General features: G+C 59.3%; 21 protein-coding genes. 5 read left to right on the forward strand and 16 right to left on the reverse strand.

The features are described from left to right. Positions 1-12: 12 nt before the first annotated feature. The gene (locus OGM81_13555; GenBank protein UYJ43328.1) at positions 13-201 is read right to left on the reverse strand and encodes a DUF951 domain-containing protein; all 189 of its coding nucleotides are present in this window, start codon (positions 199-201) and stop codon (positions 13-15) included. A gap of 147 nt (positions 202-348) precedes the next feature. Between OGM81_13555 and OGM81_13560 the strand changes: the two genes are divergently transcribed. Both OGM81_13560 and OGM81_13565 read left to right on the forward strand, forming a co-directional pair. Further along, entirely contained in the window at positions 349-1,257 is a 909-nt protein-coding gene (locus OGM81_13560) for a S1 RNA-binding domain-containing protein (protein ID UYJ43329.1), read from the forward strand. Positions 1,258-1,347: 90 nt separating this feature from the next. After that, positions 1,348-1,920, forward strand: a complete 573-nt coding sequence (locus OGM81_13565) for a DUF4364 family protein (protein UYJ43330.1) — start codon at positions 1,348-1,350, stop codon at positions 1,918-1,920. A 118-nt stretch (positions 1,921-2,038) separates the two neighbouring features. Here the strand turns inward: OGM81_13565 and OGM81_13570 are convergent, their stop codons facing one another. The 5 genes from OGM81_13570 to OGM81_13590 all read right to left on the reverse strand — a co-directional run bounded on the left by OGM81_13570 (position 2,039) and on the right by OGM81_13590 (position 6,968). Then, a complete protein-coding gene (locus OGM81_13570; protein UYJ43331.1) occupies positions 2,039-2,758 on the reverse strand; it encodes an ABC transporter ATP-binding protein in 720 nt (239 codons plus the stop codon). Between the two features lie 2 nt (positions 2,759-2,760). Further along, a complete protein-coding gene (locus OGM81_13575) occupies positions 2,761-3,522 on the reverse strand; it encodes an ABC transporter ATP-binding protein (GenBank protein UYJ43332.1) in 762 nt (253 codons plus the stop codon). A 1-nt stretch (position 3,523) separates the two neighbouring features. Further along, entirely contained in the window at positions 3,524-4,609 is a 1,086-nt protein-coding gene (locus OGM81_13580; GenBank protein UYJ43333.1) for a branched-chain amino acid ABC transporter permease, read from the reverse strand. Between the two features lie 10 nt (positions 4,610-4,619). After that, on the reverse strand, positions 4,620-5,504 hold the full coding sequence (locus OGM81_13585) for a branched-chain amino acid ABC transporter permease (GenBank protein UYJ43334.1): 885 nt from the start codon (positions 5,502-5,504) through the stop codon (positions 4,620-4,622). A gap of 240 nt (positions 5,505-5,744) precedes the next feature. Beyond that, positions 5,745-6,968 carry an ABC transporter substrate-binding protein gene (locus OGM81_13590; GenBank protein ID UYJ43335.1) on the reverse strand — a complete coding sequence of 408 codons (1,224 nt, stop codon included), beginning with the start codon at positions 6,966-6,968 and terminating at the stop codon, positions 5,745-5,747. A 332-nt stretch (positions 6,969-7,300) separates the two neighbouring features. Here OGM81_13590 and OGM81_13595 point away from each other — a divergent pair, with 332 nt between their 5' ends. From OGM81_13595 to OGM81_13605, 3 genes are all read left to right on the forward strand, one after another. Further along, positions 7,301-7,876, forward strand: a complete 576-nt coding sequence (locus tag OGM81_13595) for a xanthine phosphoribosyltransferase (protein ID UYJ43336.1) — start codon at positions 7,301-7,303, stop codon at positions 7,874-7,876. A 114-nt stretch (positions 7,877-7,990) separates the two neighbouring features. After that, on the forward strand, positions 7,991-9,940 hold the full coding sequence (locus OGM81_13600; GenBank protein ID UYJ43337.1) for a DUF6311 domain-containing protein: 1,950 nt from the start codon (positions 7,991-7,993) through the stop codon (positions 9,938-9,940). After that, positions 9,937-10,845, forward strand: a complete 909-nt coding sequence (locus tag OGM81_13605) for an RluA family pseudouridine synthase (protein ID UYJ43338.1) — start codon at positions 9,937-9,939, stop codon at positions 10,843-10,845. Before OGM81_13600 ends, OGM81_13605 begins: the two co-directional genes overlap by 4 nt. Before the next feature lie 52 nt (positions 10,846-10,897). Here OGM81_13605 and OGM81_13610 read toward each other — a convergent pair whose 3' ends face one another. From OGM81_13610 to OGM81_13655, 10 genes are all read right to left on the reverse strand, one after another. Continuing rightward, positions 10,898-11,497, reverse strand: a complete 600-nt coding sequence (locus OGM81_13610) for a DUF4093 domain-containing protein (protein UYJ43339.1) — start codon at positions 11,495-11,497, stop codon at positions 10,898-10,900. After that, a complete protein-coding gene (holA, locus tag OGM81_13615) occupies positions 11,497-12,525 on the reverse strand; it encodes a DNA polymerase III subunit delta (protein UYJ43340.1) in 1,029 nt (342 codons plus the stop codon). The genes OGM81_13610 and holA overlap by 1 nt, the downstream gene beginning before the upstream one ends. Further along, on the reverse strand, positions 12,512-14,614 hold the full coding sequence (locus OGM81_13620) for a ComEC/Rec2 family competence protein (protein UYJ43341.1): 2,103 nt from the start codon (positions 14,612-14,614) through the stop codon (positions 12,512-12,514). Before OGM81_13620 ends, holA begins: the two co-directional genes overlap by 14 nt. Before the next feature lie 5 nt (positions 14,615-14,619). Continuing rightward, positions 14,620-15,159 carry a phosphoribosyltransferase family protein gene (locus tag OGM81_13625; protein UYJ43342.1) on the reverse strand — a complete coding sequence of 180 codons (540 nt, stop codon included), beginning with the start codon at positions 15,157-15,159 and terminating at the stop codon, positions 14,620-14,622. A 45-nt stretch (positions 15,160-15,204) separates the two neighbouring features. After that, positions 15,205-15,549, reverse strand: a complete 345-nt coding sequence (locus OGM81_13630) for a histidine triad nucleotide-binding protein (GenBank protein UYJ43343.1) — start codon at positions 15,547-15,549, stop codon at positions 15,205-15,207. Between the two features lie 50 nt (positions 15,550-15,599). Next, on the reverse strand, positions 15,600-18,257 hold the full coding sequence (gene alaS, locus OGM81_13635) for an alanine--tRNA ligase (GenBank protein UYJ43344.1): 2,658 nt from the start codon (positions 18,255-18,257) through the stop codon (positions 15,600-15,602). A gap of 373 nt (positions 18,258-18,630) precedes the next feature. Beyond that, a complete protein-coding gene (locus OGM81_13640; GenBank protein UYJ43345.1) occupies positions 18,631-20,244 on the reverse strand; it encodes a penicillin-binding protein 2 in 1,614 nt (537 codons plus the stop codon). 54 nt (positions 20,245-20,298) lie between these two features. After that, the gene (locus OGM81_13645; GenBank protein ID UYJ43346.1) at positions 20,299-20,769 is read right to left on the reverse strand and encodes a VanZ family protein; all 471 of its coding nucleotides are present in this window, start codon (positions 20,767-20,769) and stop codon (positions 20,299-20,301) included. A 134-nt stretch (positions 20,770-20,903) separates the two neighbouring features. Next, a complete protein-coding gene (gene groL, locus OGM81_13650) occupies positions 20,904-22,535 on the reverse strand; it encodes a chaperonin GroEL (GenBank protein ID UYJ43347.1) in 1,632 nt (543 codons plus the stop codon). Between the two features lie 42 nt (positions 22,536-22,577). Beyond that, positions 22,578-22,862, reverse strand: coding sequence for a co-chaperone GroES (locus tag OGM81_13655; GenBank protein ID UYJ43348.1), 285 nt, complete (start codon positions 22,860-22,862; stop codon positions 22,578-22,580). Between the last annotated feature and the right edge of the window lie 209 nt (positions 22,863-23,071).

Below are 23,071 nucleotides of genomic sequence, written 5' to 3' on the forward strand. Positions count from 1 at the left end.
CAAAAATCACCGCTACTGTTCCCCGCCCCGCAGGACTTTTTTGATGTTGCGCTCGATCTTGGCACGCGGCAGCATGATCTCGTGCCCGCAGCCCTGGCAGCGGATTTTGAAATCCATGCCGACACGCAGCACATCAAAACGGTTGGCACCACAGGGGTGCGGTTTCTTGGTCTGGATCACATCGCCGACCTGTACATCCATGGCAGCACACCGCCCTTTCTTTGCTAAAATTCAGTACCCTTTATTATAGTACATCACGGTTTGTTTTGCAAACCCACTGCATAAAAGTTTACAAGGGTCCCCGGCCCTGCCGGGGGCATACACCATACAAGAAAAGAGGAGCCGAAAATGCTGGAATATCGTGCCGAAGGTCTTTGCCGCAACGCCAACCATCTGCGCCGTGAGGAGCTGTATCACTGCATCACCACCGGCGAAGTATTGCAGAGCACCGCCCTTGCCTTTGATACCGAGCGCCGCCTGCGCTTTGAGCTGGGCGGCCAGCGGGCCTACATGCCCTTTGAGGAATGTGTGGATGTCGGCCCGCAGGAGGAGATCAAGGATATTGCCGTGCTGACCCGGGTGGGCCGCCCCACCTGCTTTGTCATCACCGGCACCGAGGTGGACGAGAATGGCGAGGAGGTGTTTCTGCTCTCCCGTTCGCTGGCCCAGCGGCTGTGCCGTCGGCAGTATCTGGATACCTTGGAAGCCGGCAGTGTCATTCCCTGCACGGTGACGCACATCGAGAATTTTGGCGCGTTCTGCGATATTGGCTGCGGCATTGCAGCACTGCTGCCCATTGATTGTTTGTCGGTGTCGCGCATTTCCTCGCCTGCCGACCGGGTACAGGTGGGCCAGCAATTGCTGTGTGCCATCAAGAACCGGGACCCCCAGGGACGCATCGTGCTGACGCTGCGGGAACTGCTGGGCACCTGGAGCGAGAACGCCGCCTGCTTTGCCCCCGGCGAGACCGTGGTGGGCATTGTGCGCAGTGTGGAGGATTACGGCGTGTTTATTGAGATCGCGCCCAACCTGGCGGGGCTGGCCGAGGCCGACCGCAGTCTGCATCCCGGCCAGGCCGTGAGTGTGTACATTAAAAACATCCTGCCGGACAAGATGAAGATCAAGCTGGTGGTGGTGAACAAAAATCTCGCCCAGCCGCTTCGGTTTGAGCCGCACTACTTTGTCACCCGCGGGCGTATCAAAAAGTGGACCTACTCCACCCCGCAGAGCCGCAAGCAGATCGAGACGGTGTTTTAAGCTTTAAACAAATCCGATTTGCTATCTTGCCACTTCTGTTTTTGCCGTGTATAATAGTATGGAAAACACAAAATACGAGGAAGTGATCAGATGGCAGAAGCATTTACCGCAGGTGTAAAGCCCGGTGGCCTTACAGATGATACCCAGATTCGCATTTTACTTTGCTATCTTATCAAAACAGCCGGTCCCCTGACGCGGGATACCCTGCAGGGCGCGCTTTTGCAGGAGCAGCTGGTCAATTACTTTGAATTTGCCGACGCTTTGGCCGAGGTGCAGAAGCAGGGCCTTGTCACCTGTACCGACGAGCAGTACAGCATCACTGACAAGGGTGCTTCGGTGGCCAGCACACTGGCCCATGATTTGCCCCGCACTGTGCGGGAGAGCGCCATCCGCGCCGTAATGCAGATCCAGAGCTGGCGGCACAAGGCAGCCTCCAACCGCGCCCATGTGGAAGAAAAAAACGGCAAGTATGTGGTGTGGTGCAATATCGGCGACCTGGGCAGCGATGTGTTTCAGCTGCAGCTGACCATGCCCGACAAGCTGACCGCCGAGATGACGAAGAACATGTTTATTGCACACGGCAGCGATATTTACTCGAAACTCATGGATATGCTGACCCAGCCGGGGACGGATGATGATCGGCCGCCGGAGGCGCTGTTGTGACATGGCGGGCCGATGCAGGCATCGGCCCCTGCAGAGCATTTGCAGCATTACAGGGCTGCGGCATAATAAGCAGCATACAAAAACGGCCTGTCCGCAGGGACAGGTCGTTTTGTTTTGCTTATTCGCAGCCGAGGTAGGCTTTGCGGACCTCGATGTTGTTGGCAAGCTCGTGGGCTTCGCCTTCCATCTTGATCTTGCCGGTCTCCAGCACGTAGGCACGGTTGGCGATCTCCAGGGCCATTTTGGCGTTCTGCTCCACCAGTAGCACGGTCACACCGTTGCGGTTGACCTGGCGGATGATCTTGAAGATTTCCTTGACCAGCAGCGGAGACAGACCCATGGACGGCTCGTCCAGCAGCAGCATCTTGGGCTTGCACATCAGGGCACGGCCCATGGCCAGCATCTGCTGCTCGCCGCCGGAAAGTGTACCGGCGGGCTGGTTACGGCGCTCTTTCAAGCGCGGCAGCAGATCAAAGACCATATCGTAGTCGTTCTGGATGGCCTCTTTGCCGTCGCGGCGGGTGTAGGCACCCATCTGCAGGTTCTGCATAACGGTCAGCCCGCTGAAGACACGGCGGCCTTCCGGCACCTGGGCCAGGCCCAGACGGATGATCTTGTGGGCTTCCATCTTACTGATGTTCTGGCCGCAGTAGTCGATCTCGCCGCTCTGCACTTTCAGCAGGCCGGAGATGGCGTGCATGGTAGTCGTTTTACCGGCACCGTTGGCACCGATCAGCGTGACGATCTCGCCCTCATTGACGTGGAACGAAATGTCACGCAGGGCCTGGATGGACCCGTAAAAAACGTTGATATTTTTAACAGAAAGCATCTCACCCATGATCAGTCACCTCCCAGATAGGCCGCAATGACCTTGGGGTTATTGCGGATTGCTTTGCCGTCGCCGCGGGCGATGACACGGCCGTAGTCCAGCACGGTGATCTCCTCGCAGATGCCCATGACAAAGTTCATATCGTGCTCGATGAGCAGGATGGCGATGCCGAACTGGTCGCGCACACTGCGTACGGTCTGCATCAACTCGTCGGTTTCGTTGGGGTTCATACCGGCGGCAGGCTCGTCCAGCAGCAGCAGTTTCGGGTTGGTGGCCAGGGCACGGGCGATCTCCAGCTTGCGCTGTTCGCCGTAGGGCAGCTGGCTGGCCTTGAGGTCTGCCTTATCTTCCAGTCCAAAGATCTTGAGCAGCTTCTTCGCCTCGCGATTCATCTCGTGCTCTTTCTCTTTGTAGGCGGGCAGGCGCAGGATGCCGGTCCACATGCCGTACTGGATCTGGTTGTGCAGGCCGACCTTGACATTATCCAGCACGCTCATCTCGTTGAACAGGCGGATATTCTGGAAGGTACGGGCCACACCGGCCTTGCTGATCAGTTCGGGGGTCTTGCCGGTGATATCCTTGCCGTCGAGGACGATGTTGCCCTCGGTAGGCTTGTAGACGCCGGTGAGCATGTTAAACACGGTGGTCTTGCCGGCGCCGTTGGGGCCGATCAGACCATAGAGGTGGCCTTTCTCGATGGAAAGGTCCAGCTGAGCAACGGCCTGCAGGCCGCCGAAAGCAATACCCAGGTTGCTTACTTCCAACAGTGCCATGTTAAGCCGCCTCCTTCTTGTTCTTCTTGGGTGCCCTGTCGGCCGCGTCCTTGCGGAAACGGGCAGTCAGGCGCTTGCGCATTGCAATCATCTGCGGGCTCTGGTTGAAGATCATCACAACGATCAGCACGATGGCGTAGATCAGCATGCGGTAATCGTTCATGCTGCGCAGCAACTCGGGCAGGACGGTCAGCACGGTGGCAGCAATGACCGAGCCGCGCAGGTTGCCGATGCCGCCCAGAACAACGAACACCAGGATCAGGATGGAGGTGTTGTAGTCAAACTTCTTAGCGACCAGAGAGGAGTAGTTCAGCGAGTAAAGCACACCGGCCATACCGGCAAACACAGCGGAGGTCACAAAAGCCATCAGCTTGTACTTGGTGATGGGGATACCGACCGAACGAGCGGCGATCTCGTTATCACGGATGGAGGTGATGGCGCGGCCTGCGCGGGAGTTGACCAGGTTAAGGATGACAGCCAGCGTGATGATAACCAGCACGATGCCGATGGTGAAGGTGGAAGCCTTCTTGATTCCGGTGATGCCCATGGCGCCATTGATCAGCACTTTGCCGTCGGCGTCTAGATTCAGGGAGGCAGTGTCCTTCAGGGAGAAGTGCAGGCCCTTGGAATCCACGCCCAGGTTGCAGGCGTTCATGAAGTTCTTGACGATCTCACCGAAAGCCAGTGTGACGATGGCCAGATAATCGCCGGACAGACGCAGAACAGGGATGCCGACCAGGAAGCCGAAGATACCAGCCACAACGCCACCCACCACAAAGGCCAGCAGCAGCGCTGCAGGCTTGGGGAAGGTGGTGTCATACAGGCTGACCCACACCAGCGTACCGGCAAAAGCGCCCACGCTCATAAACCCGGCGTGGCCCAGGCTCAGCTCGCCCAGCATGCCAACGGTCAAGTTCAGGGAGACAGCCATGACAACGTATGCGCAGATAGGCACCAGCTGACCTGCGAAGGAGTTGGTGACCATGCCTGCGGCGGACAAGATCTGGATCAGCAGATAGAAGCCGATGACGATGCCAAAGGTGATGATGTTGCTCTTGGTGGAGCGGTTCAAATTTTTCAAGTTCATCGCGGCCACCTCACACTTTCACGTTGACTTTCTTGCCCAGCAGACCGGTCGGTTTGACGATCAGCACGACGACCAGCACCAGGAAGACGATGGCGTCAGACAGCTGGGTAGAAATGTAAGCTTTGCTGAGGTTCTCGATGATGCCCAGCAGGATGCCGCCGACGAATGCGCCGGGGATCGAGCCGATACCGCCGAAAACAGCCGCCACGAAAGCCTTGATACCAGGCATAGCGCCGGTGGTGGGCTGCAGCGTGGGGTAAGAGGAGCAGAGCAGCGCACCGGCGATAGCCGCCAGGGCGGAGCCGATAGCGAAGGTCAGCGAGATGGTGCCGTTGACGTTGACACCCATCAGCTGGGCAGCGCCGCGGTCCTCAGACACAGCCAGCATGGCGTGACCGGCGGGCGTGTAGTTGACGAACCACATCAGCACCACCATGATGACCACGCAGGCCAAAATGGTAACGATAGTCTCGGCGGAGATGGTCAGCTGACCGCCAAAGAGAGAAACAGGCTTCATGCCGGAAACGACAGAAGTAAAGCTCTTGGGGTTGGAGGACCAGGACAACTGGGCCACCTGTTGCAAGAGATAGCTGACACCGATGGCGGTGATCAGAACCGCCAGGGATGGTGCCTCACGCAGGGGGCGGTAGGCCAGCCGTTCGATCACCACGCCCAAAATCGTGCATACGATCATGGACAGGACGATGGACAGCACCGGGTTAAGCCCCGAAGCGCCAAAGGCGAAGTAAACGACATAACTGCCGATCATGATGACATCGCCGTGGGCGAAGTTCAACATCTTGGCAATGCCGTAGACCATGGTGTAGCCCAGGGCAATCAGTGCATAAACACTGCCCAGGCTGATACCGTTGATCAGGTAAGAAAAGAATTGCATTGCGTACACCTCACTCTATTTTGCCGCTTTGTCCCCTGCCAACAGAGTTTGCCGCAGCTGGCCGTTTGGGGAACATAAAATCATAGTACCACAAACAAAACGGCAAAACAATGGGTTTTGCGTGTATTTGTACGAAAAACTTCTGTTTTTTTCAACAATACAGAAAAACCATAAGAAAAAAGGAGCTGCCTGGACATACTTGTCCGGCAGCCCCCATTGGCAACGGAATCTACCTAGAGATTACATGGCAGCGTAAGCGCCGTCCTTGATGACAACAGCCTTAGGAGCCTTGGAAACAGCGCCGGAAGCATCCCAGGTCATGCCATCGCCGGTCAGGCCGTCGAAAGTCATGGAGCTGAACTGGGTCTTCAGAGCCTCGCAGATGTCGCTGGCATCCATGTCGCCGTTGATGTTGCCAGCCAGGGCAGCCTGGTAGATGGCGTAGACGACATCGTAAGCATCAGCAGCGAACTGGTTCGGGGTGTCGCCGTAAGCCTCCTCGTAAGCGGTAACGAAAGCCTGGGTCTTCTCGTCCTTTGCGTCAGCAGCGAACGGAGTCAGGAGCATCAGGCCCTCAGCCAGAGAGGTGTCGAAGCCTTCGATGGCCAGGATACCGTCCATGCCGTCGCAGCCGAAGAAGGTGGGCTCATAGCCGGTCTTGTTGGCGACGATCAGGATCTGGGAAGCCTCCTGATAGTAGATAGGCAGGAAGACCAGATCAGCACCGGCCTCCTGGCACTTGGCAACCTGGGTGGACAGGTCAGACTTGTTGTCAGAGGTGAAAGCCTCGTCAGCAACGATCTCCAGACCCTTCTCGGCAGCCTCAGCCTGGAACTTGTCGTGGATACCGCGGCTGTAAGCGTCGGAAGAATCATAGATGATGCCGACCTTGGTGCCCAGCTGGTTGTCTGCGATGTAATCAGCAGAAGCAACGCCCTGGTTGGGGTCGGTGAAGCAGATCTGGAAGACATTGTCGCCAGTGGCGATGACGTCAACAGCAGAAGCAGACGGGGTCATCATGAAGATGTTGTCGTTGGCAGTCTCAGCTGCAACGGCCAGGGACGGGGTGGTGGTAACTGGACCAGCCAGGACCTGCAGGCCCCAGTCCTTCAGGGTGTTATAAGCGTTCACGCTCTTCTCAGCGTCATGCTCGTCATCCTCGAACTTCCACTCAAAGACATCGCTGCCGTTGGCGGCGTTGATCTCCTTGACAGCCAGCTCTTCAGCGTTCTTAACAGCCTGGCCATACACAGCGGCAGCGCCGGTGATGGGGCCGATGCCGCCGATCTTGATGGGGGTGCCGGTGTAAGCGCCGGAGCCCTCGCCTGCCTCAGCAGTAGCGGCGGTGGAAGCTGCATCAGAGGATGCAGCGGTGCTCTCAGCAGCAGAAGAAGCCGAGGAGCCGCAGGCAGCCAGGCTCAGCACCATAGAAGCTGCCAGAACAGAACTAACGAGTTTTTTCATTGTGATTTCCCTCCCAAGAAATTTTCGCAGCACCGGCATTTCGCCGCCGGGGTCGCACAACCCCGGATAGGATGCTGGAATATACTAGCCATTATAGACTTTTATCCCCTAAAGTGCAATGGCCCGATTTTACAGAGTTGACAATCAATTTTTCAGGTTTTATGTAGTTTTTACACAAAATTTAGTTACAAAAAAGTTATCAAAACGCCAATACCGCAAAAAGTTCAAGTATTTTTTTGTAAAGTTCTTGCAAACTGCGCCGAAATTTGCCATAATGAGAAGAGTATTACACTTTACCACAAAAACGAACTGTGAAAGGGGCACATTCGCAGATGAAACTTTTGGAAGATCGCATTTTGCAGGATGGGCAGGTCCGTCCCGGCAATGTACTGAAAGTAGACTGTTTTCTGAACCACCAGCTGGACGTGGACCTGCTGGACAAGATCGGCGGGGAGTTCTACCGCATTTTTAAAAATGACGGCGTGAACAAGATCCTGACCATCGAGGCTTCCGGCATTGCCATCGCCTGCATGACCGCCCGGTATTTCAACGTGCCGGTCGTGTTTGCCAAAAAGGCCAAGAGCAAGAACATTGACGGCGAGGTCTATACCTCCAAGGTGCAGTCCTTTACCTATGGCCGCGAGTATGATATCACCCTGGCCAAAAAGTTTCTGAACTCCGGCGACCGTGTGCTGATTTTGGACGACTTTTTGGCAAACGGCAAGGCCATGAAGGGCCTGCTGGATGTCTGCAACCAGGCGGGCTGCTCGGTGGCCGGTATCGGCATCTGCATCGAGAAGGGCTTCCAGCCGGGCGGTGCGGAGCTGCGCGCTGCTGGTTACAAGCTGGCCAGCCTTGCCATCGTCAACGAGATGAGTGATGACCATCTGACTTTCCGCGAGCAGTAAAAAACAGATTTTCGCCTGCCAGGGCCATACCCGGCAGGCTTTTTTTGTTGTCCCGCAGCGGATTTTGTGGTATACTTGCCTGTAGCCTTATTATAAAGGAAAGGGGGCCTTGTTTTGGCGGATCTTGCCAAAGGGCGGCACACGGCGACACGGTTTGCTTTGGGGGCGGCGCTGGGCGTGCTGGTGTTTCTGGCCGTGTACGGCGTTTCGCCGCTGGATGTGGCGAACGATGCCTTTTGCCGCGGCGGCTATATTGAAAAGGACATCCAACAGCACTACGCCGGGTGGCTGTTCTACCGCGAAAACGCAATTGGGTTTCCCTTCTGCGTGACGAAAGCGGTCAACGCACCTGCGGGCGTCAGCGTGGCGTATACCGATTCCATCCCACTGCTGGCGGCGCTGCTGCGGCCTGTGGCCAATGCGCTGGGCGGAACGTTCCAGTATTTTGGTTGGTTTACCCTTACCTCCTTTGCACTGCAGGGCGGGTTCGGTGCGCTGCTATGCGGGCTGTTCTGCGAGAGCGTGCCTGCCTGTGCGGCCGGGAGTTTGCTGTTCAGTGCCAGCCCGATTCTGATCGAGCGGGCATTCCGGCATACCTCGCTGGGGGCACAATGGCTGGTGCTGGCGGCGTTGTACTGCTATTTTTGCGGGCGGCGGCAGGGGCGGTATCGTCTTCCCCTGCTGTTTGCCGTCAACGTGCTGGCGGTGGGCATCCACCCGTATTTTCTGCCCATGACTTACGCGGTCACGCTGGCGCTGCTGCTGGAATATGCGGTGACGCACAAACGCTGGGCCGGGCCTGCGGTGTTTTTGGGCTGTGATTTGGCCTGCACGGCGGTGCTGGGCTGGGCGCTGGGGCTTTTGTACGGCACGGCCACCAGCGGCGGGCAGGCGCTGTACGGGTATTTCTCGATGAATCTGAACGCGCTGTGGAACCCTGCCGGGGTAAACGGCGTGCTCTACAGTCGGTTTTTGCCTGCGCAGAACCAGGTGGGCGGCAACTATGATGCGTTCGCCTACCTGGGATTGGGCATGCTGATCGCCCTGCCCATCGCCGTGGTTGCGGCGCGAAAACGCCTAGCTGCGCTGCTGCGGCGGCACTGGGCGCTGTGCGCGGTGTTTGTGGTGCTGACGGCGTTTGCGGTAAGCCATGTGGTTACGGCCGACGGCGTGACGCTGGTCACGCTGCCGCTGCCGGCGTCGCTGATCAAGCTGTTCTCGGTTTTCCGCTCCGGCGGGCGGCTGTTCTGGCCGGTGTACTACGTGCTGGTGCTGGCGGCCTTTGCCGGACTGGCGAAACTGCCCCGCGGGACCGTGTGGGTCATGGCGGCAGTGGTGGTGCAGCTTTGGGACATCAGCCCGGCACTTATCCAGCGGCATGAGGCCATGGTGCAGGCGCAGCAGAGTGAGGCCTTTCCTACTACACTGGAAAGTAATTTCTGGCAGGCGGTGAGTGGATACGAGAAGCTTTATTCGGTACAGGGGTTGCAGGACGATGCACTGCACCTGGCACTGTTTGCCGCTGACAACGGTATGACCACCAACGACCCCTTTGCCGCACGGTACGATGATGCCGCTTTGGAAAACCAGCGGGCCGCCCTGCTGGCGGCGCTGGCGGAGGGTCAGGCAGAGCCAAACGCGCTGTATTTGTTTGAGGACGAGGGCGAATTTTTGCAGGCGGTGGAGCCGGTGCGAAACGCCGCCTGGTGCGGCAAGGTGACAAGCCGGGACGGCAGCTGCAATTGGTATGTGATTGCCCCCGGCTTGCAGGGGCAGACGTTTGATGCGCTGTGTACGCTCTACGATGACAGCTATCCCCTGCGGCTGGCGGATTATACCGATGCGCTGTGGAACCGCGGCGTGTTGGATTCCACCCGCAAGACCGTCTGCTTTAAGGATTCTCCGTTTACACGGCGGAAATTGGAAAATGCGCAGTATCTATGCGCGGACGGCCAAGCCTACCGCATTACGGAGCTTGATGACCACGACGCCGGTTGGCTGATGGTCACTTTGGATATAAACGACGCCACGATTTTGTGGGATCAGGAGTTGACGACCCAATGAAAGAATTGCATGTAAAAAACCTGCTGCCTGTGCGGCTGGACAAGTATCTGATGGACCAGTACCCCGCCTTAGGCCTGGGTCGGCTGAACAAGGCCCTGCGGGAGAATAAGATCAAGCTGAACGGCAAAAAGCAGCCGCTTTCCACCCGGGTGCAGAACGGCGATACCATCCGCCTGTTTTTGAGTGACGACCAGTTGGAAAGCCGCCCCACCCCCGCCGCCGTGTTTGTGTATGAGGATGACGACATCATCATTGCCAACAAGCCCGCCGGCCTGACGGTGGACGGCGGCGACGCCGACACGCTGGTAAAACGGGTGCAAGCCAAACTGGCCGCCGAGGGCAAGCCCACCCACGCCGTGCTGTGCCACCGGCTGGACACCGGCACCAGCGGCCTGGTACTGCTGGCCAAAAATAACGCCGCTGAGGCATTTTTGACCGAGGCCATCAAGAAGCGGGAGATCGAAAAGCGGTATCTCTGCGTGACCTTTGGCCGCCCCAATCCCCCCGCCGCTCTGCTGCGGGATTACCTGCTGAAGGACGCCGAGCGCGGCATCGTGCGCATTACCGACACGACGGCGGGCGGCGCGAAGGAAGTCATCACCGGCTACGAGACACTAGCCGTCAGCGGACGGCTGGCCCTGCTGGAAGTGGAGCTGGTCACTGGCCGCACCCACCAGATCCGTGCGCATTTGGCGCATATCGGCTGCCCCATTTTGGGCGACAGCAAGTACGGCAACAACGCCGCCAACCGCGAACTGCGGCTGAAGTACCAGGCACTGTGCGCATGGGAATTGAAGTTCCCCGCCAAAATCAGCAACGAGCGTTTTGCCCACCTGACCGGGCGGGTATTCCATGCCGAGAAACCGTGGTATTGCCAGCAGGTTGAGGATGGGATGCTGAAATAAACACGTTCATTACAGAACAAATCCGTCATGCACACGCATGGCGGATTTGTTTTTATTCCATCATTTTAATTTGCGCGTCCAGACTTTCCCATGTGTACAGGGTGTTCAGGACTTGCAGCAGTTCCTTTTTGCTCAGGCGCGGAGGCAGACCCAAGCGGGCCAGCAGGGCGCGGCGGCGGTCGGCGCTGTTGGCCGTGCCGGAGATGCCCCACTCGTATAGATCGGTGTAGGTAATGGCGGTGCGGTCGGTGTCCTGCGCTGTAGTTTGGGGCGCAGGGGCGCTGTCCAGCGCAGTCTGCAGGCCCTGCAAAATCAAGTCATCAGCGATGCCCTCGACGCCCAGCAGACCCTCCTTGCCGGGGGCCTGTTTGCGGGCCTCCTTGCCGTGGACCGCCGGGACGTAGGCCTGCAGGACATGCTCGGCCCCGACTAAGCCGGTGACAAAGTGGCGGATGCGGAAACCCGCATCGTCGGAATCGGTCAAAATGATAAGTCCTTGGGCGGCGGCAATGCGCTTGAGCATGTTTTGCAGCTCTTTATCCCGGAAGACTCGGGAGCCGTCGGTCGTCAAAATCGTCGCATCGACGATGTTTGTCAGCCGCGCGGCGTCGTATTTTCCCTCCACCAGGACGGCTTGTTCCAGTTTCAGCATCAGGACCTCCCTGCCAGTGCCAGTTCGCACAGAGCTTTCTGCATCAGCAGGTCGGCGTCCAACTTGCTGCTTTTTAAATCGGTGTCCAGCTTTTGCAGCACTTCCAGGCATTTTTCCAATTGGCGGCGCTTGAAGCGGGAGGCCGTGCGTTCGGTCTCGCCCAGGCGGTAGCTCCACTTGCCACCGTAGCCAAAATCCTTGGCCACATCGGCCAGGCTGCGGCGGCTGCGCTTGGCCTGCAGGACGCGGTACATATCGATGTAGTTGCCGATGAGGGCGCCGGTGATCATGATCGGCTCGTTTTGCAGGGCCAGCAGCGTTTTCAGCTTTTGCTGGGCCTGGTCGGTGCGGCCGGCGGCCACCAGCTTGACCATATCAAAGGTGTCAGCATCCAGCGTGACAGTGCCCAGCTGGGCCACCATCTCGGCGGTGATGGTACCATAGCCGGAGAGGGCCGCCAGTTTGTCGATCTCATTTTTCAGCAAAAACTGGTCCTCGCCGCAGCGGTCCAGCAGGGCGGCTTCCGCGCCCTTAGCAAACAGAGCGCCGCATTCGTTTGCCCAACTGCGTGCCATCTCCTGCAAGGCGGCGCGGCCGGGTTTATTGAGCTGCACGCAGTAGCCCAGCTTCTCACAGGCCGTGATCAGCTTTTGCTCCCGCTTGCCGGGGCGCAGCTTGCCGAACTTTTCCTCGATGACGCTGGTCATGACGAAGATGGCGTTTTCGGTGTCGGCCAGCGTATCGCAGAGGTCCTGCAGGTCCTTGTCCGAGTAGGTGGACGGGCGGATGAGGGGCATCAGCACCAGCCGCCGCCCACCGAAGAAGGAGATGGTGCCCGCTGCCAGCACGATCTCCTCCACCCGGGGCGCGGGGCCGTCCAGCACGGTGGTCTCGGGGTCATCCTCGTTCAGCACCTTCAGCGCCTTTTGGGCGGCGGTGTGGACGAGGGCCTCGTCGGCAGCGTAAAAGTAGTACAGCCCGCAGCCGGAGCGGAGCCGTTTATTCAGTTCGTTTTCACTGTAAAGCAACGCGTTCTGCCTCCTTGATCTGGAGCGAGCGGCCGGGCCGCAGTTGGATAAAGGGAATGTCCTGCCCATAGTATACCTGCTGGACGCCCGGCTGGTCAAGCCAGCGGGGCGAAGATGCGGTGGTCAGGATGGCGGCAGGCTGTACCGAATCCGACAGCGCCCCCGCCGCGCAGAGGACGTCCACCGCCACCGGCGCAGACAGGGCGGTGCTGCCTGCCATGACGGCAATGTGACTGCGGCCATCCCCTACCACGGCCAGATTGCCGCCGGAGGTGTGGTAGATGTCCAGCGTCAGGCCGTTTAAAATAGGCCGGGTGGTGTAGGCGCCCGTAGTTTGGGCAGTGCATATTTCCTCGGTGTCAAAGGTGATTTCTGTGCCGCTGCGGCGCAGATCCACCGTAAGCACCTGCTCGGCGGCGCCGTGGTCGGCCAGGTAGCTGCGCACGGCGCGCAGGTTGGTTTCCCCGCCACGGAACAGCACCACCGCCTGGCCATCCTGCGCACAGACGACCGCCGGGTTGCCTGCGGTGCCTACAAGTGCCATGGTAACAACGCCTTTCTGCATCTGCACACCCAGCACAATGGCCACTGCCGCGCAAACCACCCCCGCCGGCAGGAACCAGCGGAACCTGCCCGCCGCATAATATACCAGCGCCAGTATGCCCAGCAGGACCAGCACCAGCAGCGTGTACTCCCGCGGGAGGTACAGCCGGGCCAACGGCAGGGCAGCGCACCAGGAGGCCAGCGCGTAAAAAATCCGCAGCCAGACCGCCAGCAGGAAACTAGCCATATGGGCCAGCGGGGCCGCAATGGCAAGCGGGATGGCGACAATTTGCAAAGCCAGCACGACAAGGCCCAGTACCAGCGCGGGCTGGAGCATCCAGACTGTGAGCAAGTTGGCAAGGACACCCACGCCGCTGGTTGTCAGGCCCTGGGCGACCAGCACCGGCAGGGTCGCCAGCGATGCCAGCGCCGCCGTCTGCACAGTGGAAAGCACAGTCAGCCCGGCGCGGCGCAGTTGGGCCTGCCAGCCCTCGGCATCCTGGCCGGGGATATGCGCTTCTTCCCAACGGGTAAGCGCCACGGATGCCTGCACGCCCAGCACGGCGCAGAAGGAAAGCTGAAAGCCGATGTCGCAGGGCGCGTAAGGGTTTTGCAGGCCCAGCAAAACGGCCGCCGCACCCGTGAGGGTGAGCAGGTCGATGGGCTGGTAGAACCAATCTCCCAGCAGCACCAGCAGAAAGACGATGCCAGCCCGCAAAACCGAGATCGGCAGGCCGGTAAGCAGCATGTAAAACACGGCTACCACCGCCCGCACAAGGATCAGCGGCCGATAAAACCGACGGCGACGGCCAAAAGAGAACAGCCCGCACAGCAGCGCCAGATGCAGGCCCGATACGGCCAGCAGGTGCGAGATGCCCGCCGCGCGGAAGGTATCCTGCACGGTGTCCGGCAGGGCGGCTTTATCCCCTAACAGCATGGCAGCTTCGAGGCCGCCTAAATCCCGCGGCAGCCAGCGGCGCAGCAGCGCTGAGGCATTTTTCCGCAGTCGGTAGAGCGCAAAGCGCGGGGCGCAGCTGTCGGCACCCGTTTTATAGCCGCCGGTGTACTCACCTTGCAGCAGGATGCCGCGGCTTAATCGGGATGCCCGGTAGGCATCTTTGGGCAGGTCGGTCATGGTAAAATCGGCGGTGAAGGTCTCCCCTGGCTCCTGGGCGGGGAATCCGTTGCTGCGCATTTTAAAATGGCAGCTTTTGCCGTTGATGCCAGTAACCGTTAATGTGCCCCGCAGCTGGCCGTTCTGGTAGGCGGCTGTGGCATCCGTTTCAACAGTAACCATACAGGTCACCGTCTGGCCTGCCAGCGCCCGCACAGGGCGGAACACCGCAAAGCTGAACGCGCAAAACCAGCAAAGCCCCGCTACGGCACCAAGTACCAGCGGAAGAGCTCTGCTGCGGCGGACTATACTTAAAAATAAAAGCAATAGCAAAAGTGCCGCCGCAGGCACCAGGACCAGCGGCGGCATGTTTGCCGCAAACAGCTCGGCCCCTGCAAAGCAAAGGCCAAAAATGGCAAGTTTGCGTTTCATCTTACTTAATGGGCAAAGAGCGGCAGCGGCTCGAGGAAGAAGATGTCGGTGCGCTTGGCGGCATCCCCCTCGGCCAGGGCGGCACAGCAACCAACAACGGTGCCGGTGCTCTTGGCGGCCAGGGTCTCCAGGGCGTGCAGAGAGCCGCCGGTGGAGATGACGTCATCCACGATCAGGATGCGCTTGCCGTTCATATAATCGATGTCCTTCTTGTCGATGACAAGGGTCTGCTTGCCGGCGGTGGTGATGGACTGGTCCTCGATGATGACAGGCTCTTTCATGTAGAGCTTGGCACCCTTGCGGGCGGGGATCCAGTACTTGCCGCTCTGGCGGGCCATCTCGTAAGCCAGGGGGATGCCCTTGGCCTCAGCGGTCAGGATCACGTCAAACTCGGGGGCTTTCTTCAGCAGCGCAGCGGCGCAGGCCTCGGTCAGCTCCACATCACTGAACATGATGAAGGCGGCAATGTCCAGATGGTCATTGACCTTGCAGATGGGAAGTTCACGGGTCAGACCCGCGATATGCAAAGTATAGGTATCAGCCATGATAGCTACCTCATTTCGTTTTAAAAAGTGATGCTGCGGCTGGCATCAGCCCGGAGGCCATGCCAGGCTGCGGCCTGCCAGCACATGGAAGTGCAGATGCTTGACGCTCTGGCCGCCGTCGGCGCCCACGTTGGTGACAACGCGGTAACCGTTCTCGGCCACGCCCAGCTGGCGGCACAGATCCGCAATAACGGCATAGATGTGGCCCAGCAGGGCGGCGTCGCTCTCGGTCAGGGCGGCAGCAGAGTCAATGTGCTGCTTGGGGATGACCAGGAAGTGGGTCGGGGCCTGGGGGTCAATGTCGTAGAAAGCCAGCAGCTGATCGTCCTCGTACAGTTTGTTTGAGGGGATCTGCCCTGCAGCGATCTTACAGAACAGGCAATCGTCCATCGGATTTTCCCTCCTTTATTCTGGAATCCGAAACAGCTTGCGCTGTGGATTTACTGCATTTCAGCCTTGACGATCTCGGGCACGGCGTTCAGGGCGTCGTCGATCTTGGAGGTATCGCGGATACCGGCCATGGCGAAATCGGGCTTGCCGCCGCCGTTGCCGCCTGCGATGGCAGCGATCTTCTTGACCAGAGCGCCAGCCTTCAGGCCGCGGGCCTGGGCGTTCTTGGAGACGCCAACGGCCATCATAGTCTTGCTGCCGTCGCTGCCGATCAGCACGGTGACAGCGTTGGGGGCCTTATCGCGGACCTTATCGACCATGTCGCGCAGGGTGTCAGCGCCGGTGCCGGTCAGGTAGGCGGAGACGATGCGCACGCCGTCGATGTCGGCAGCATTCTCGAACAGGCCGTCGATCTTGGCGGAGGCCATCTCGGCTTTCAGGATGTCCAGCTGCTTGTTGGTCTCTTTCAGTTCAGCGGTCAAGGCTTCGGCACGGGCCGGGGCATCCTTCAGGTTGTTGGCCTTCAGGGCAACGGCGGTCTTGGCCAGCTGCTCGGTGCGCTCATCCAGCAGGTTCAGCACGCCGTAGGCGGTGGTGGCCTCGATACGGCGGATGCCGGCAGCCACGCTGGACTCGTTGAGGATCTTAAAGCAGCCAATCTGTGCGGTGTTGGTCACATGGGTGCCGCCGCAGAACTCGGTGCTCCAGCCGCCAGCATCGACGACACGGACAACGCTGCCATACTTCTCGCCGAACAGAGCCATGGCCCCCATCTTCTTAGCTTCCTCGATGGGCAGGTTCTGGATGGCGACAGGCAGAGCCTCGAAAATCTTCTCGTTGACGCGGTCCTCGACCTTGCGCAGTTCCTCAGGGGTAACAGCGCTGAAATGGGTGAAGTCGAAGTGGGTCAGCTTATCATCCTGATAGCTGCCGGCCTGATGGACATGCTCACCAAGGACCTCGCGCAGAGCCTTCTGCAGCAGGTGGGTGGCGGTGTGGTTGCGGCAGATGGCCATACGGCGCTGGGTATCAACAGAAGCGGTGACCTCATCGCCCACATGGATGGTGCCGTCCAGCAGCTCGCAGGTATGGACAAAGTAGCCCTTGGGGGTCTTCTTGACCTGGGTGACTTTCAGCTTGGCGTCGCCGTTGGTGATATAGCCGTGGTCAGCGACCTGGCCGCCCATCTCGGCGTAGAACGGGGTGCGGTCCAGCACGACCAGCACGCCGTCCTTGCTCTCGCCTGCCTCGTCGGTGGCGATGGCATCGGCCAACTCTTCGCCGTCAGACAGGGCGATGACCTTGGCGGATTCGCTCAGGGTGTCGTAGCCGTCAAACTGGGTAGCCTCGGCGGTCAGCTCACCGAACAGGTCGGCGCTCCAGCCGGAGATGTCCTTGGCCAGGCGCTCGGCGCGAGCGCGCTCACGCTGCTTGGTCATCTCGACATGGAAAGCGGCCTCGTCGACAGCCAGACCAGCCTCGGCGGCGATCTCACGGGTCAGGTCAAGGGGGAAGCCGAAAGTGTCATTCAGCTTAAAGACTTCCGCGCCGGACAGGACCTTCTCATGGACTTCCTTCAGGTGGCTCATCATGCCGTTCAGGATATTCAGGCCAGCGTCGATGGTGCGGCCGAAGCGCAGCTCCTCGGTGCCGATGACCTTCTTGATATAGGCTTCGTGCTCACGCAGCTCGGGGTAGCCGGCCTCGCTGGACTCGATGACAGTGTCGACCAGCTCGGTCAGGAACGGGCGGTTGATGCCCAGCATGCGACCATGGCGGGCAGCGCGGCGCAGCAGACGGCGCATAACGTAGCCGCGGCCCTCGTTGGAGGGCAGGATGCCGTCGGATGCCATAAAGACGGTGGCACGGATATGGTCGGTGATGACGCGGATGGAGATGTCGTCCTTTTCATTCTCTTCATACTTCTTGCCGGCGATGCGCTCCACATGGTGCAGCACGGCGGCAACGGTGTCGACCTCGAACAGGTTGTTGACATCCTGCATAACGACGGCCAGACGCTCCAGGCCCATGCCGGTATCGATGTTGGGCTTGGCCAGCAGTTCATAGTTGCCCTTGCCGTCAGCATCGTACTGGCTGAAGACCAGGTTCCAGATCTCCATGAAGCGGTCGCAATCACAGCCGACGCCACAGGTGGGTTTGCCGCAGCCGTACTTCAGGCCGCGGTCATAGTAGATCTCAGAGCAGGGGCCGCAGGGACCAGAGCCATGCTCCCAGAAGTTATCCTCTTTGCCCAGGCGGACCATGTGGTCTTCGGGGATGCCGACGGACTTGGTCCAGATGTCGTAGGCCTCATCGTCGTCCTGATAGACGGAGATGTACAGCTTATCGGCGGGGATCTCCAGCTCTTTGGTCAGGAATTCCCAGGCCCAGGGAATGACTTCCTTCTTAAAGTAATCCTGGAAGCTGAAGTTGCCCAGCATCTCAAAGAAGCAGCCATGGCGGGCGGTGATGCCGACGCGCTCAATATCCGGTGTACGGATGCACTTCTGGCAGGTGGTCACGCGATGGCGCGGCGGCTCTTCCTGGCCGAGGAACCATTTCTTCATGGGGGCCATGCCGCTGTTGATCAGCAGCAGGCTGGGGTCGTCTTTCGGCACCAGCGGGAAACTGCCCAGGCGCAGATGGCCTTTGGTCTCAAAATAATGCAGATACTTTTCGCGCAGTTCGTTAAGTCCTGTCCATTGCATGTGTGTGTTCTCCTATCCATTGATTTACGGTGAAAGGCCACAAAAAAGAATACAGCCTTCGCCCCTGTACAGGGACGAAGGCTGTGTAAGCTTCCGTGGTACCACCCGGTTTGCAATGTGCCGCATGGACACACTGCCACTTTACCTGCGTTAACGCCGCAGTTACGCTCGGCTTAAATACCGAAAGCTCCGGGGTGGCTTTGCCGGGGTACAGCCGGATACCTTTCACCTAGTGGTATCCTCTCTATGGACTGGCCTGATCGGCATTGGCCCTTTCATCGCCATTTTCCTTTTAACAAAGCTATTATATGCCCCTTTTTACGGCTTGTCAACTGGTTTTTCCGGGTGTTTAGCGCAATGGGGTCATTCTTATTCAATCGGATGCTGGCTGTTCAATCACTTGCAAGCCTTCGGCAATTTTGGCAAAGAGGGCGGCGCTGGAAGTTTCGGGTTCCAGTACGCCGTCCTGCAAGACCGTGATGGTATATTTCGGCGTTTGCGCCGGGGTGAAGCCGCTGAACCAGTAATTGAGCAGCTCGTCCCCTGCTGCATCAAACTGGCCTGTCTGGGCGGTGCCGGTCTTGCCTGCGGCGGTGCCGCCGGCGGGTTTGGCGGCGTGGCCGATGCCATCCTCGACCACGCTTTGCAGCATGCTGCGCAAGGTTTTGGCGGTGGCGGCATCACAGACGATGCGGGGCGCAGGGAGTTGAAATGGGTCGGTGAGGGTGCCGTCTGCATCGGTGACGCCGTAGCAGAAGCGTGGCGTGTGGTAGGTGCCACCGCCGGCGATGGTGTTCATCATGGCGGTGATTTGCAGGGGCGTGGCGGTGAAGCTGCCCTGCCCGAAGCTGAACACCGCCAGCTGGCCGGTGCTTTGCAGTTCTTTGGCGGTGGGCAGCACCCCGGCGCTGGCGGTCAGGTCCGGAGCGATGGGCACAGCGGTGCCAAAGCCTAATTCGGCAGCCGCCGTGCCCAGGGCCTGCCCGCCCAAGATCTGGCCCAGGGCGACGAAGTAGGTGTTGCAGCTTTGCTCCAGCGCACCGCGCAGGTTGACCGTGTCGTGGGCTTTGCCCAGGGCGCAGCGGTAGGTCTGGCCGTCCACCTCGATGCTGCCGGTGCAATCATGGGTGAACCAATCGAGCCCATTCTCGTAGGCGGCCAGCGCCGCCGCCACCTTGAACACAGAACCCACGCTGAAAGTGGAGAACGCCCGGTTGACCAGTGAAGTATCATCGGCGCGGATGCTGCGGGCCACGTCGTCGGGGTCGTATTCCGGCATGCTGACGCTGGCTAACACCTCGCCGGTGGCGGTGTCCATGACGAGGATGCAGCCGCGGGGCATATACAGCTGGGCCAGGCCTTCGCACAAGCGCTGGATGTCGGCGTCGAGGGTCAGCTGCACCTGGGCGCCTGTGCCCTGCTGCTCGGTGATGATTTCCGGCGTGCCGGTGCCCAGCAGCCGCCCGCGGGCGGTTGTCCGGCAGACGGCTGCGGTCTGGTCGCAGGAGTTTGCCAGCACAGCGTCCCAGGCGCGTTCCAGCCCTGTGACGCCGCGGCCTTCCTGGTCGAGGTAGCCCAGCAGGTGCACAGCAATGGGGCTGGGCAGCGTACGGCGGGGCTGGTCCAGCAGCAGTACATTGGCCGGGGCACCGGTTTGGCCGATTTCGACCAAAAAGGGGCTGGTGGAATTGCGGCGCTCGTACAGCAGGGTCTGCGCCTGGTAGGACACGTAGGGCAGCAGCGCGGAGTAGCTGTTGTCGCCGGGGACGCAGAGGGCGTAGCGGGCGGTATCGGTGCCGGTGAGCGGACGGTCGGTGCGGTCCAGGAAGTTGCCGCGGGCGCGGGGTAATTCTGTGGTTTGGGTGGCCTGCCGCCCGGCGCTGGCCGCGTAGGTGGTATCGGTGCCTACCCAGTACACCCGCGCCAGAATGACCGCCGTCAGCACCATCAGCACACAGCACAATCCCGTAAGCCGCCGCAATGACACAAAATCGCCCCCTTTCCCCGGTTAGTATGGCCGGGTGGAGGGAGCGGCAAACAATTATTGTTTTGCTTTTCTGCGCTGCAGCAGCCAGATAATGATGCAAGTCACCGCGATGCAGGGCAGGAAGCCGAAGGCATCGATGCCTACATCGGTCAGCAGCATGGCGCGGGCGGGGACGAAATATTGGTGAATTTCATCCGACATGGCGTACAGCGTGCAGAGCGCTGCCGCCAGCAGGCCTTGCTGCCATAGGGCGATGCGCCGTGTCCAGAGGTGCACCGTGACCGCCATGCTGACGCCCAGCGCGCAGTAGATATACACGTGCGCCCATTTGCGGATGTTGGCGTTGAAGTTCTGCGCGCTGAACCAGGACGGCGTGATGGCCGAAACTTTGCTGTGCTGCACAGTATCCGCCACTGCCCCGCTGAGCTGGTAGGATGTCTCCCCCGGCTGGGACGAGAAGAAGAAGATCAGCGCCATGATACCCAGCGTAACGGCCAGGACCAGATATTTGGCGTGTTTCTTCATGGCGCTGTCCCCCTTTGCACAAAAATGTAAGATTTATTTAGTATAGCACAGAGCGGGGCAAAATACAAACACAAGCCCGGCATCCGTTTGCGGCGGATGCCGGGCTTATTCGTTATTTATGGGGTCTGTACCGCTTAGTACATACCGCCCATGTCGGGGTTAGGGGCGGCGGGGGCCGGCGGCTCGGGCAGATCTGCGACCAGGCTCTCGGTGGTCAGGACCATGGCTGCAACGCTGGCAGCATTCTCCAGAGCGGAGCGGGTGACCTTGGTCGGATCGACGATGCCGGCCTCAATCATATCTTCAACATACTCTTCCTTCTGGGCATCGAAGCCGTAGTTGGCCTTGTTAGCCTTCAGGATGTTGTCGATGATGACGCTGCCTTCCAGGCCAGCGTTCTTGGCGATCTGGCGCAGAGGAGCCTCCAGAGCCTTGCGGACGATCTTAGCGCCGGTGCGCTCGTCGCCTTCCAGCTCGTTAACGACCTTGTCAACAGCGGGGATAGCGTTGATGGTAGCCGTGCCGCCGCCAGCAACGATGCCCTCTTCAACGGCAGCCTTGGTGGCGTTCAGGGCGTCCTCGATGCGGAGCTTCTTGTCCTTCATCTCAACTTCGGTAGCAGCACCGACCTTGATGACGGCAACACCGCCGGCCATCTTAGCCAGGCGCTCCTGCAGCTTCTCACGGTCGAAGTCAGAGGTAGCGGAAACAATCTGGCTGCGGATCTGAGCCACGCGGTCAGCAATGGCCTGCTTGTCACCGGCACCGCCAACGATGGTGGTGTTCTCCTTGGTGACCTTGACCTGGCGGGCCGTGCCCAGCAGCTGCATGGTTGCATCCTTCAGCTCATAGCCCAGGTCGCTGCTGATGACGGTACCGCCGGTCAGGATAGCGATATCCTGCAGCATCTCCTTACGGCGATCGCCGAAGCCGGGAGCCTTGACGGCAACGACATTCAGGCCGCCGCGCAGACGGTTGATGATCAGGTTGGACAGGGCATCGCCCTCTACATCTTCAGCAATGATCAGCAGCTTACGGCCGGACTGGATGACCTGCTCCAGCAGAGGAACGACGTCCTGGAAGACGCTGATCTTCTTGTCGGTAATCAGGACGGAGCAATCGTCGTAGACGGTCTCCATCTTCTCGGTGTCGGTGACCATGTAGGGGGTCACGTAGCCGCGGTCGAACTGCATACCTTCGACGACCTCGGTGTAGGTCTCGGCAGTGGTCTTGTTCTCCTCGATGGTGATAACGCCATCGGCAGTGACCTTTTCCATTGCGTCAGCGATCAGCTGGCCGATCTCAGCGTCGCCGGCAGAGACAGTGCCAACACGGGCGATGTCCTTGCTGCCGTTGACCTTCTGGCTGTGCTCCTTAACGGAGGCAACAGCGGCGGCGACAGCCTTCTGCATGCCGCGCTTGATGTCCATGGGGTTGGCACCGGCGGTAACGTTCTTCATGCCCTCGGTGACAAGAGCCTGGGCCAGAACGGTGGCGGTGGTGGTGCCGTCACCAGCTGCATCGTTGGTCTTGGTGGCGACTTCGCGAACGAGCTGTGCGCCCATGTTCTCGAACTCATCCTTCAGTTCGATCTCCTTGGCGATGGTAACGCCATCGTTGGTGATGAGCGGGCTGCCGAACTTCTTGCTCAGCACCACGTTGCGGCCCTTGGGACCCAGGGTGACCTTAACGGTATCGGCCAGCTGGTCGATGCCTGCGCAAAGTGCTTTACGGGCGTCCTCGCCCTGTTTGATCTGTTTAGCCATAAAGAATCGCTCCTTTTATATCAAAATGGAAAAGTCTGAAAATTACTCAACCACAGCGAGGATGTCGCTCTGGCGGACGATGGTGCACTCTTCACCGTCGACCTTGACCTCAGTGCCGGAGTACTTGCTGGTCAGGACCTTATCGCCGACCTTGACGATCATCTCGACTTCCTTGCCGTCGACGTTGCCGCCGGGGCCGACTGCGATGACCTCAGCAACCTGGGGCTTCTCTTTGGCGGAGCCGGACAGGATCAAGCCGCCCTTGGTGGTCTCTTCTTCTTCAACCAGTTTGATGACAACACGGTCTGCAAGAGGTTTGATTTTCATAGTGAAATTTCCTCCTAATAAAGATTTCTCTTTGAAGATTTTAGTTTAGCACTCATTCTCTCTGAGTGCTAAATATATAATAACCACTTCGCATACAAAAATCAAGAGGTTTCACTATAAAATTTTTGTGAACAAAAAATACGGTAGGGATGTTTTACCATTCCTACCGTAATTGGGCAACACCGCACAATTCTAAGTGCCGATACGGC

Source organism: Oscillospiraceae bacterium, assembly GCA_025758045.1.
GTDB lineage: Bacteria > Bacillota > Clostridia > Oscillospirales > Ruminococcaceae > Gemmiger.

Excerpts from the sequence above, each read along its gene's own strand:
- OGM81_13555 (UYJ43328.1), bottom strand. The coding sequence starts at position 201 with ATGGATGTACAGGTCGGCGATGTGATCCAGACCAAGAAACCGCACCCC.
- OGM81_13560 (UYJ43329.1), top strand. The coding sequence starts at position 349 with ATGCTGGAATATCGTGCCGAAGGTCTTTGCCGCAACGCCAACCATCTG.
- OGM81_13565 (UYJ43330.1), top strand. The coding sequence starts at position 1,348 with ATGGCAGAAGCATTTACCGCAGGTGTAAAGCCCGGTGGCCTTACAGAT.
- OGM81_13570 (UYJ43331.1), bottom strand. The coding sequence starts at position 2,758 with ATGGGTGAGATGCTTTCTGTTAAAAATATCAACGTTTTTTACGGGTCC.
- OGM81_13575 (UYJ43332.1), bottom strand. The coding sequence starts at position 3,522 with ATGGCACTGTTGGAAGTAAGCAACCTGGGTATTGCTTTCGGCGGCCTG.
- OGM81_13580 (UYJ43333.1), bottom strand. The coding sequence starts at position 4,609 with ATGAACTTGAAAAATTTGAACCGCTCCACCAAGAGCAACATCATCACC.
- OGM81_13585 (UYJ43334.1), bottom strand. The coding sequence starts at position 5,504 with ATGCAATTCTTTTCTTACCTGATCAACGGTATCAGCCTGGGCAGTGTT.
- OGM81_13590 (UYJ43335.1), bottom strand. The coding sequence starts at position 6,968 with ATGAAAAAACTCGTTAGTTCTGTTCTGGCAGCTTCTATGGTGCTGAGC.
- OGM81_13595 (UYJ43336.1), top strand. The coding sequence starts at position 7,301 with ATGAAACTTTTGGAAGATCGCATTTTGCAGGATGGGCAGGTCCGTCCC.
- OGM81_13605 (UYJ43338.1), top strand. The coding sequence starts at position 9,937 with ATGAAAGAATTGCATGTAAAAAACCTGCTGCCTGTGCGGCTGGACAAG.
- OGM81_13610 (UYJ43339.1), bottom strand. The coding sequence starts at position 11,497 with ATGCTGAAACTGGAACAAGCCGTCCTGGTGGAGGGAAAATACGACGCC.
- OGM81_13620 (UYJ43341.1), bottom strand. The coding sequence starts at position 14,614 with ATGAAACGCAAACTTGCCATTTTTGGCCTTTGCTTTGCAGGGGCCGAG.
- OGM81_13625 (UYJ43342.1), bottom strand. The coding sequence starts at position 15,159 with ATGGCTGATACCTATACTTTGCATATCGCGGGTCTGACCCGTGAACTT.
- OGM81_13630 (UYJ43343.1), bottom strand. The coding sequence starts at position 15,549 with ATGGACGATTGCCTGTTCTGTAAGATCGCTGCAGGGCAGATCCCCTCA.
- alaS (UYJ43344.1), bottom strand. The coding sequence starts at position 18,257 with ATGCAATGGACAGGACTTAACGAACTGCGCGAAAAGTATCTGCATTAT.
- OGM81_13645 (UYJ43346.1), bottom strand. The coding sequence starts at position 20,769 with ATGAAGAAACACGCCAAATATCTGGTCCTGGCCGTTACGCTGGGTATC.
- groL (UYJ43347.1), bottom strand. The coding sequence starts at position 22,535 with ATGGCTAAACAGATCAAACAGGGCGAGGACGCCCGTAAAGCACTTTGC.
- OGM81_13655 (UYJ43348.1), bottom strand. The coding sequence starts at position 22,862 with ATGAAAATCAAACCTCTTGCAGACCGTGTTGTCATCAAACTGGTTGAA.